Origin of the sequence: Laedolimicola sp., from assembly GCF_051972735.1 — a bacterium.
Classification (GTDB): domain Bacteria; phylum Bacillota; class Clostridia; order Lachnospirales; family Lachnospiraceae; genus Laedolimicola; species Laedolimicola intestinihominis.
This window is the reverse complement of sequence record NZ_JBOKYU010000014.1, coordinates 39,281-47,079: the sequence shown is the minus strand read 5'-3', so window position 1 is coordinate 47,079 and position 7,799 is coordinate 39,281. Positions and strand designations below refer to the sequence as shown.

The window sequence follows — 7,799 nt, the reverse complement described above, 5'->3', positions numbered from 1 at the left end:
ATATCTACCACATCAGCCGAGGCCTCCGAAGCTTCGCCATCTGGTTCGCCGCATCTCTCCCCTACTTCGCGATCTTCGCGGCAGCGGCCTTTATTGTTATAAAAATCGTGCGGAAAATCGTCTGGAAAAAGCCAATTTTCCATAAAAAAGAAGAGCCCACCGATCCGACATCAAAAGAGTAGAACCAAACCACGCCCGCCCTGTCTCTCAACAGAGAGCGGGCGGGCTCTGCTGTACAAAACCGGGCGAAGGGCATTCACAACTATCTGCGCCCGAGCGTGGAAAATTTCTCCCGCCCGGGTCGTCCGTCTCCATGACACAAGCCGTCCACAACGATTCCCTCTTCCCTGTCCTCACAAAATCTGTTATAATAATCATAATTGGCGAAATTTCGTGATTTTTTCAAAAATCCCCAAAATTTGATAAAAAGGGAGGACCCACACCCCATGAAAACCCTGGATACCTCATTCCGATATCCCATAAAAACAGGCTCCTACCACCGCCCCGGCATCGAACGCCAGGGAGCGTGGATAAGCTTCACGGCTGCTGTTCCAGCAGAAAAGGACTGCACCTTGCTCCTGTATAAAAAAGGAAGCCCGGAAGCCGAGATCGAGATCCCCATGGAATACAGCACCCGCTACGGCGACCTGCGTTCCGTCGAAATAGAAAAGCTTCCCATAGAAAAATACGAATATAACTACCGCATTGCAGGCACCATCGTGACAGACCCCTACGCCCGCCGTATCTCCGGACGCAAAACCTGGGGACAGGCGCCGGCAGGAGAGGCTGCTTTGCGCGGCTGTATCATATCCGATGAGTTTGACTGGGAGGGTGACGAGCCTCTGCAGATCCCCTATACCGATGTGATTGCCTACGCCACCCATGTGCGCGGCTTCACGAAACATCCCACATCCAGCGTCCGTGCCAAAGGCACCTTCGCAGGCGTGCGGGAAAAAATCCCCTATCTGAAGGCGCTTGGCATCAATCAGCTGGAACTGATGCCGGTCTATGAGTTCGCGGAAGTGGAGGCCTGGGACGAAAAACGGCCAGCTATCCGTCGGGGCAGATCCGACGAACCCCTGATGAACTACTGGGGCTACACCGACAGCTATTATTTTGCGCCGAAGGCCTCTTACGCGGCTTCCAATGACCCGGTGCGGGAATTAAAAACGCTGGTAAAGGAGCTGCATAAAAACGGCATTGAGCTGGTGCTGGAATTCTATTTCCCAAAAGCCATGCAGACTGCCCGGGTACTGGACTGCATCCGCTACTGGGTACTGGAATACCACATAGACGGAGTTCACGTAAATCGGGATCATACGCCGGTGGAGGCACTGGCCCAGGAGCCGCTTCTCAGCCACACGAAAATCATGTCCGAGGGCTTCGGACTGGATGAGATTTACGACGGGCGTACTGTTCCGGGTTTCCGCAATCTGGCAGAATATAACGACGGTTTTATGATGGATATCCGTCGTTTCCTGAAGGGCGACGAGGGCATGATCCCGGCTTTTATCTGGAGAGAGCGGAAAAATCCGGAGCGTCATGCGGTCATGAACTATCTGGCAGGCCATAACGGATTTACCCTGATGGACGCGGTGTCCTACGATGAGAAGCACAACGAGGCCAACGGCGAGGATAACCGGGACGGTACCGACTACAACTATAGCTGGAACTGCGGCGAGGAAGGACCGAGCCGGAAGAAAAAGACCCTGGAGCTTCGTTCCAGACAGCTTCGTAACGCCTTGGTGATGCTGTATCTCGGTCAGGGCGTTCCGGTGCTGTACGGCGGCGACGAACACGGCAACAGTCAGTTAGGCAATAACAACGTTTACTGTCAGGACAATGAACTGTCCTGGATCAAATGGAAACCGGGCAAGGCCTGGGAATACCTGGAAGAATATGTGCGACGCCTCATTTCCTTCCGAAAGGATCATCCGGTCTTTCATCAGGACGCGGAGCTTCGGCAGACTGATTACCTGTCCTGCGGCCATCCGGATGTGTCCTATCATGGAAAACGGGCATGGCTGGGCGATTTTGAAAATTACAGCAGGAGCGTGGGAATTCTCTACGCAGGCGAGTATGTGTCGGCGAACTCAGAAGGAAAGGAGCATGACGATTCCTTCTACGTGGCCTACAATATGCACTGGATTCCCCATGAATTCGCACTTCCGAAGCTGCCGGGCAAACAGGTCTGGACCATTGCCCTGGATACAGGAATCGAAGGTACAGATGGGATCCATGCGGAGGGCAGCGAAGAGCTCCTTACAGATCAGCGCACTGTGACCGTTTCAGAGCGGACCATACTGGTGTTGCGGGGACAGACAAGGCGGAAAGAGAAAAAAGAGCAGAAGGAACAGAAAAAACAGGCAGGAGCAGAGGCAGAATGAAGGCTTGGAACCATTTTTGCACCATTACAGAACATAAAATCATGGTCATGCGGCATTGCTTCAAGATAGGGCTGTACCGGCAGGGACTGCTGCACGATATGTCCAAATATACGCCCACGGAATTTATACCGGGCTGTAAATACTATCAGGGCTACAGAAGCCCCAATAATGCCGAGCGGGAGGACAAGGGCTATTCAGCGGCCTGGCTTCACCATAAGGGCCGCAACAAGCACCATTACGAGTACTGGATTGATTACAGCGTAGGTCCGGTGAAAGGCATGACCGGCATGAAGATGCCCAACCGCTATGTGGCCGAGATGATGATGGATCGCATGGCTGCGTCCAAAATCTACAATAAGGGTCATTATGATCAGCATGAGTCTCTGAAATATTATGAAAAGGGAAAAGATTCCTATATGATTCACGATGAGACCCGGGCACTTCTGGAGCATCTGCTTCACCTGCTGGACGAGCAGGGCGAGGAGGCGCTGTTCGCTTACATGCGCGCCAACATTGTAGGTAAGAAGGAGTATCCGAAGATTCCTCCCAGACCCTGGCAACTGGCAGGCGATGGTCATTACGTTTCGGACGTGGAGCTTCTGCGGCTTCAGAAGGAGCAGGAGAAGGCGTCCGGAAAATAAAAAAGGAAATGGGGAACCGGTGCAGAATATTATAAATAGAGGAAAACTGATAACCATGCAGTACAGCATCATAAAGAGGTGGATGTATGACTATACGCGAAAGCACGGAACAGTGGGAAAGCGATTATTTAAGTCCGTATGCTTCTCTGAGTAAGAATTCCAGAGGGCGGGATTGGTATGAGCCACCCTGTGATATCCGGCCAGTCTATCAGAGAGACCGGGATCGGATTTTGCACTGCAAGTCCTTTCGTCGTCTGAAGCATAAGACGCAGGTTTTCCTGACGCCCCGGGGCGACCATTATCGTACCCGTCTGACCCACACCCTGGAGGTTTCCCAGATAGCCAGAACCATGGCAAAGGCCCTGCGCCTCAATGAGGATCTGACCGAAGCTGTCGCCCTGGGTCACGATCTGGGACATACGCCTTTCGGACACGCAGGTGAGAGGGTCTTAAATGACCTTTGCAGCGCAGGCTTCGCTCATTATGAGCAGAGTGTCCGCGTGGTGGAAAAACTGGAAAAAAGCGGGAAAGGCCTGAATCTGACCTGGGAGGTGCGTGACGGCATCCGAAATCACCGGACCAGCGGCCATCCGTCTACCCTGGAGGGCAAGCTGGTACGTTTTTCCGATAAAATTGCCTATATCAATCACGATATTGACGACGCCATCCGCGCCGGGATTCTGGAGGAGACAGATATTCCAAAAGAATACCGGGATATTTTGGGCAGCACGACGCGGGAGCGGCTGAACACGCTTGTACATGACGTCATTTCCCAGAGCATGGGAAAGCCGGACATCTGTATGTCCGCAGAGGTGGAGGGAGCCATGCACGCGCTCCGCAGCTTCATGTTCAGCAATGTGTATACGAATCCCATCGCCAAGGGCGAGGAGGTTAAGGCGCGGAATATGCTGGAGGGACTATTTTCCTATTATACGGAGCATCCGGAGGAGCTTTCGGATGAGTTCAAGGCCATGCTGGCCAGTGGCCGGGATCCACTGGAGATCGTGGTGTGCGATTACATATCCGGCATGACAGACCAGTACGCGATTTATAAGTTTGAAGAATACTTTGTTCCAAAAGCATGGAACGCATAGGTGGCAGAATAGATGTATTATGCAGAAGAATTGATCGAAGAGGTGCGCTCGCGGAATGACATCGTAGATGTGATTTCCGGGTACGTGCGGCTTCAGCGGAAGGGATCCAGCTATTTCGGACTCTGCCCCTTTCACAGTGAGAAGTCCCCGTCCTTTTCGGTGTCGCCGGGCAAGCAGATGTATTATTGCTTCGGCTGCGGCGCAGGCGGCAATGTCTTTACATTTTTAATGGAATATGAAAATTATACTTTTCCCGAGGCGGTGAAGGTATTGGCTGACCGGAGCGGCGTGGATCTGCCGGAGGTGGAATACTCCGAGGAGGCCAGACTTCAGGCGGACTTAAAGAGCCGGCTTCTGGAGATTCAGAAAAAAGCGGCGAAATACTACTACTATCAGCTCCGGCAGCCCAAGGGCCGGGTGGGGTATGAGTATCTGAAAAATCGGGCGCTTACGGATGAGACCATTCAAAAATTCGGACTGGGCTATTCTGGGCAGCAGACGAAGGAATTGTACCAGTACCTGAAGCATGAGGGGTATTCGGACGCCCTCTTGAAGGAGTCGGGGCTGTTCAGCATGGACGAGCGCAGCGGCGTCTATGACAAGTTCTGGAACCGGGTTATGTTCCCGATTATGGACGCCAATCATCGGGTCATCGGCTTCGGAGGCCGTGTCATGGGCGACGCGAAGCCCAAGTATCTGAACTCGCCGGAGACAAAGATTTTCGATAAGAGCAGGAACCTGTATGGGCTGAATTTTGCCCGCAGCTCCCGGAAAGGAAACCTGATTATCTGTGAAGGCTATATGGATGTGATAGCCCTTCATCAGGCAGGCTTCAGCCAGGCGGTGGCGTCCCTGGGAACGGCGCTGACCACCCAGCAGGCGATTCTCATGAAACGCTACGCCGATGAGGTGCTGGTGACCTACGACAGCGACGAGGCCGGAACCAAAGCGGCTCTCCGGGCGATCCCGATTCTGAAGGAAGCGGGACTGACCATGCGGGTCATCAATATGAAGCCCTACAAGGATCCGGATGAATTTATCAAAAATATGGGGCGCGAAGCCTTTCAGCAGCGTATCGACGAGGCTCAGAGCAGCTTCCTCTTTGAGGTGGAGGTGCTGGAGCGTCAGTACAACTTAAAGGATCCGGCCCAGAAGACGGCATTTTTTGATGAAACCTCGAAGAAGCTTTTGGGTTTTTCCGATGAAATCGAGCGTAATAATTATATCGAGGCCATAGCGGCCAAATACGGCACCGGCTACGAGGCCCTGCGGCGGAAGGTTAACCAGCTGGGTCTATCCTTAGGCGGACAGGCTCCGTCGCCGCGCCCCCGGGACGTATCGTCCGCTAAAAAAGAAAAGGACGAGGGAACGGCGGCGTCCCAGAAGCTATTGCTTACCTGGATGATTTCCGATGAGCAGTATTCCCGGGTTATAAGGCGTTACATCCGTCCGGAAGATTTCAGCGTGCCACTGTACGCTGAGATTGCGCGGATGCTGTATGAGCAGCAGGATCAACAGGGGAAATTAAACCCCGCCGGAATTTTAAGCCGTTTTGAAAACGCGGAGGAGCAGCGGGAGGCCGCAGCTGTATTCAACGCCCAGTTAAAGCAGGTGGAGACCAGAGAGGAGAATGAAAAAGCCCTGCAGGAGACCATTTACAAAATCCGGCAGGAAGCATTGAACCGCAGAGGAAAAGAGCTTGCTCCCACCGATATGGCGGGACTGCAAAAGCTTATACAGGAGCGGCGGGAGCTTCAGAAACTGCATATTTCACTGGATTAAGGATAAAATACTAACAAGTTATGGAAGGATGGAACAACATGGAAGAAAACGCAGCAAAGTTTGAGGAGAAATTAAAAGAGCTTCTGGTAATGGCGAAGAAGAAAAAGAATATTCTGGAGTACCAGGAGATCAGCGACTTCTTTGCGGAGTTTGATCTGGATCCGGATCATATGGAGAAAATCCTGGAGTATCTGGAGGCCAATAATATCGATGTGCTTCGGATTACCGGCGATGGGGACGAGCCCGACGACGCCCTGCTTCTGGCAGAGGATGACGACGACATGGACGTGGAGCAGTTAGACCTCTCCATTCCCGACGGCGTCAGCATCGAGGACCCGGTTCGTATGTATCTGAAGGAGATCGGTAAGGTTCCCCTTCTGAGCGCAGACGAGGAGATTGAACTGGCAAAGCGTATGGAAGAAGGCGACGAGGACGCGAAGAAGCGTCTGGCCGAGGCCAATCTTCGACTGGTAGTCAGCATAGCGAAGCGCTACGTGGGCCGCGGTATGCTCTTCCTGGATCTGATTCAGGAAGGAAACTTAGGACTTATCAAGGCGGTAGAGAAGTTCGATTACCGAAAAGGATATAAATTCAGTACCTATGCTACCTGGTGGATTCGTCAGGCTATCACAAGAGCCATTGCCGATCAGGCACGGACCATCCGTATTCCGGTGCATATGGTGGAGACCATCAACAAGCTGATCCGCGTGTCCCGTCAGCTGCTGCAGGAGCTGGGACGTGAACCTACTCCGGAGGAGATCGCGGCAGAGATGAAGCTGCCGGTGGAGCGTGTGCGTGAAATTCTGAAGATTTCCCAGGAGCCGGTTTCCTTGGAGACGCCTATTGGTGAGGAGGAGGACAGCCATCTGGGCGATTTCATTCAGGACGACAATGTACCGGTCCCGGCGGACGCTGCGGCATTTACCCTGCTGAAAGAGCAGTTGGTAGAGGTTTTAAGCACCTTGACAGACCGGGAGCAGAAGGTTCTGCGCCTGCGTTTCGGTCTCGATGATGGGCGTGCCCGGACACTGGAAGAAGTTGGAAAGGAATTTAACGTAACCCGTGAGCGAATCCGTCAGATTGAGGCGAAAGCACTTCGGAAGCTGCGTCATCCGAGCCGCAGCCGGAAGCTCAAGGATTATCTGGACTAGGAAAATGAATATTTCAAGACGACTGAACCGACTGGCAGAGCTGGTCACAGAGGGCAGCCGGCTGGCAGATGTGGGAACAGATCACGGATATGTTCCCCTTTGTCTTTGCAGGGAGAAAAAGATCCCGTCGGCGATAGCCATGGACATCAATGAGGGGCCTCTTAAGCGGGCAAAAAGCCATATCGCTGATGCCGGACTGGAGAATTACATAGAGACGCGGCTGTCTGACGGACTGCATGAGTTAAGAGGCGGCGAGGCGGACACGGTGCTTATCGCCGGCATGGGCGGCGCGTTGATGGTGCGGATTCTGACGGAAGGAACCCGGGCGCTTATGGGTGTACGGGAGCTGGTGCTGCAGCCCCAGTCGGAAATTGACGAGGTGCGGCGGTGGCTGTGTACCCACGGCTGGCATATCATGAAGGAAGATATTTTGCTGGATGAGGGGAAATATTATCCCATGTTCAAGGCCGTACCGGGTGAGACGGAAGGCTATACGGAGGCGGAGTACCGCTTCGGAAAGCTGGGACTCCAGGAATCTCCGGAGGTGCTGGCGGATTTCCTGGAGAAGAGGCTTGAGGTAAACCGGCAGATAGAGGCTGGGCTTCCGAAGAATGATGACGGACGGATTGCGGCGCGGAGAGCGGAAGTGGCGGCGGAAATCGGGCTGCTGACAGAAGTGCTGAGCTGTATAACAAGCTGGCGATAAATACAAAAATTTACAATGTACAGTAACAAAACAGGAGC

General features: G+C 53.2%; 6 protein-coding genes and 1 pseudogene. All 7 read left to right on the top strand.

Annotated features, from left to right (window positions below; translation table 11 throughout):
* Window positions 1-182: hypothetical protein (locus ACTRC3_RS05360; RefSeq protein ID WP_440322090.1), on the top strand; the 182-nt coding region annotated here is incomplete at its 5' end.
* Window positions 183-446: 264 nt separating this feature from the next.
* Window positions 447-2,387: an alpha-amylase family glycosyl hydrolase gene (locus ACTRC3_RS05355; protein WP_440322089.1), complete on the top strand. Its 1,941-nt coding sequence runs from the start codon at window positions 447-449 to the stop codon at window positions 2,385-2,387.
* Window positions 2,384-2,914 (top strand): annotated as a pseudogene (locus ACTRC3_RS05350) (DUF5662 family protein); the annotation flags it as partial. The gene ACTRC3_RS05355 and the pseudogene ACTRC3_RS05350, both read left to right, overlap by 4 nt.
* 200 nt (window positions 2,915-3,114) lie before the next feature.
* Window positions 3,115-4,122 carry a deoxyguanosinetriphosphate triphosphohydrolase gene (locus tag ACTRC3_RS05345; RefSeq protein ID WP_440322087.1) on the top strand — a complete coding sequence of 336 codons (1,008 nt, stop codon included), beginning with the start codon at window positions 3,115-3,117 and terminating at the stop codon, window positions 4,120-4,122.
* Window positions 4,123-4,134: 12 nt separating this feature from the next.
* Window positions 4,135-5,904: a DNA primase gene (gene dnaG / locus ACTRC3_RS05340; protein WP_349164685.1), complete on the top strand. Its 1,770-nt coding sequence runs from the start codon at window positions 4,135-4,137 to the stop codon at window positions 5,902-5,904.
* A 38-nt stretch (window positions 5,905-5,942) separates the two neighbouring features.
* The gene (gene rpoD / locus ACTRC3_RS05335; protein WP_178040185.1) at window positions 5,943-7,055 is read left to right on the top strand and encodes an RNA polymerase sigma factor RpoD; all 1,113 of its coding nucleotides are present in this window, start codon (window positions 5,943-5,945) and stop codon (window positions 7,053-7,055) included.
* A gap of 4 nt (window positions 7,056-7,059) precedes the next feature.
* Complete coding sequence (locus tag ACTRC3_RS05330) at window positions 7,060-7,761, top strand: tRNA (adenine(22)-N(1))-methyltransferase (protein ID WP_440322085.1); 702 nt, start codon at window positions 7,060-7,062, stop codon at window positions 7,759-7,761.
* The last annotated feature ends 38 nt before the right edge of the window (window positions 7,762-7,799 follow it).

What these genes read in the sequence shown, in the direction of transcription:
- ACTRC3_RS05345 (WP_440322087.1), top strand. Translation starts at nt 3,115, where the DNA reads ATGACTATACGCGAAAGCACGGAACAGTGGGAAAGCGATTATTTAAGT.
- rpoD (WP_178040185.1), top strand. Translation starts at nt 5,943, where the DNA reads ATGGAAGAAAACGCAGCAAAGTTTGAGGAGAAATTAAAAGAGCTTCTG.
- ACTRC3_RS05355 (WP_440322089.1), top strand. Translation starts at nt 447, where the DNA reads ATGAAAACCCTGGATACCTCATTCCGATATCCCATAAAAACAGGCTCC.
- dnaG (WP_349164685.1), top strand. Translation starts at nt 4,135, where the DNA reads ATGTATTATGCAGAAGAATTGATCGAAGAGGTGCGCTCGCGGAATGAC.
- ACTRC3_RS05330 (WP_440322085.1), top strand. Translation starts at nt 7,060, where the DNA reads ATGAATATTTCAAGACGACTGAACCGACTGGCAGAGCTGGTCACAGAG.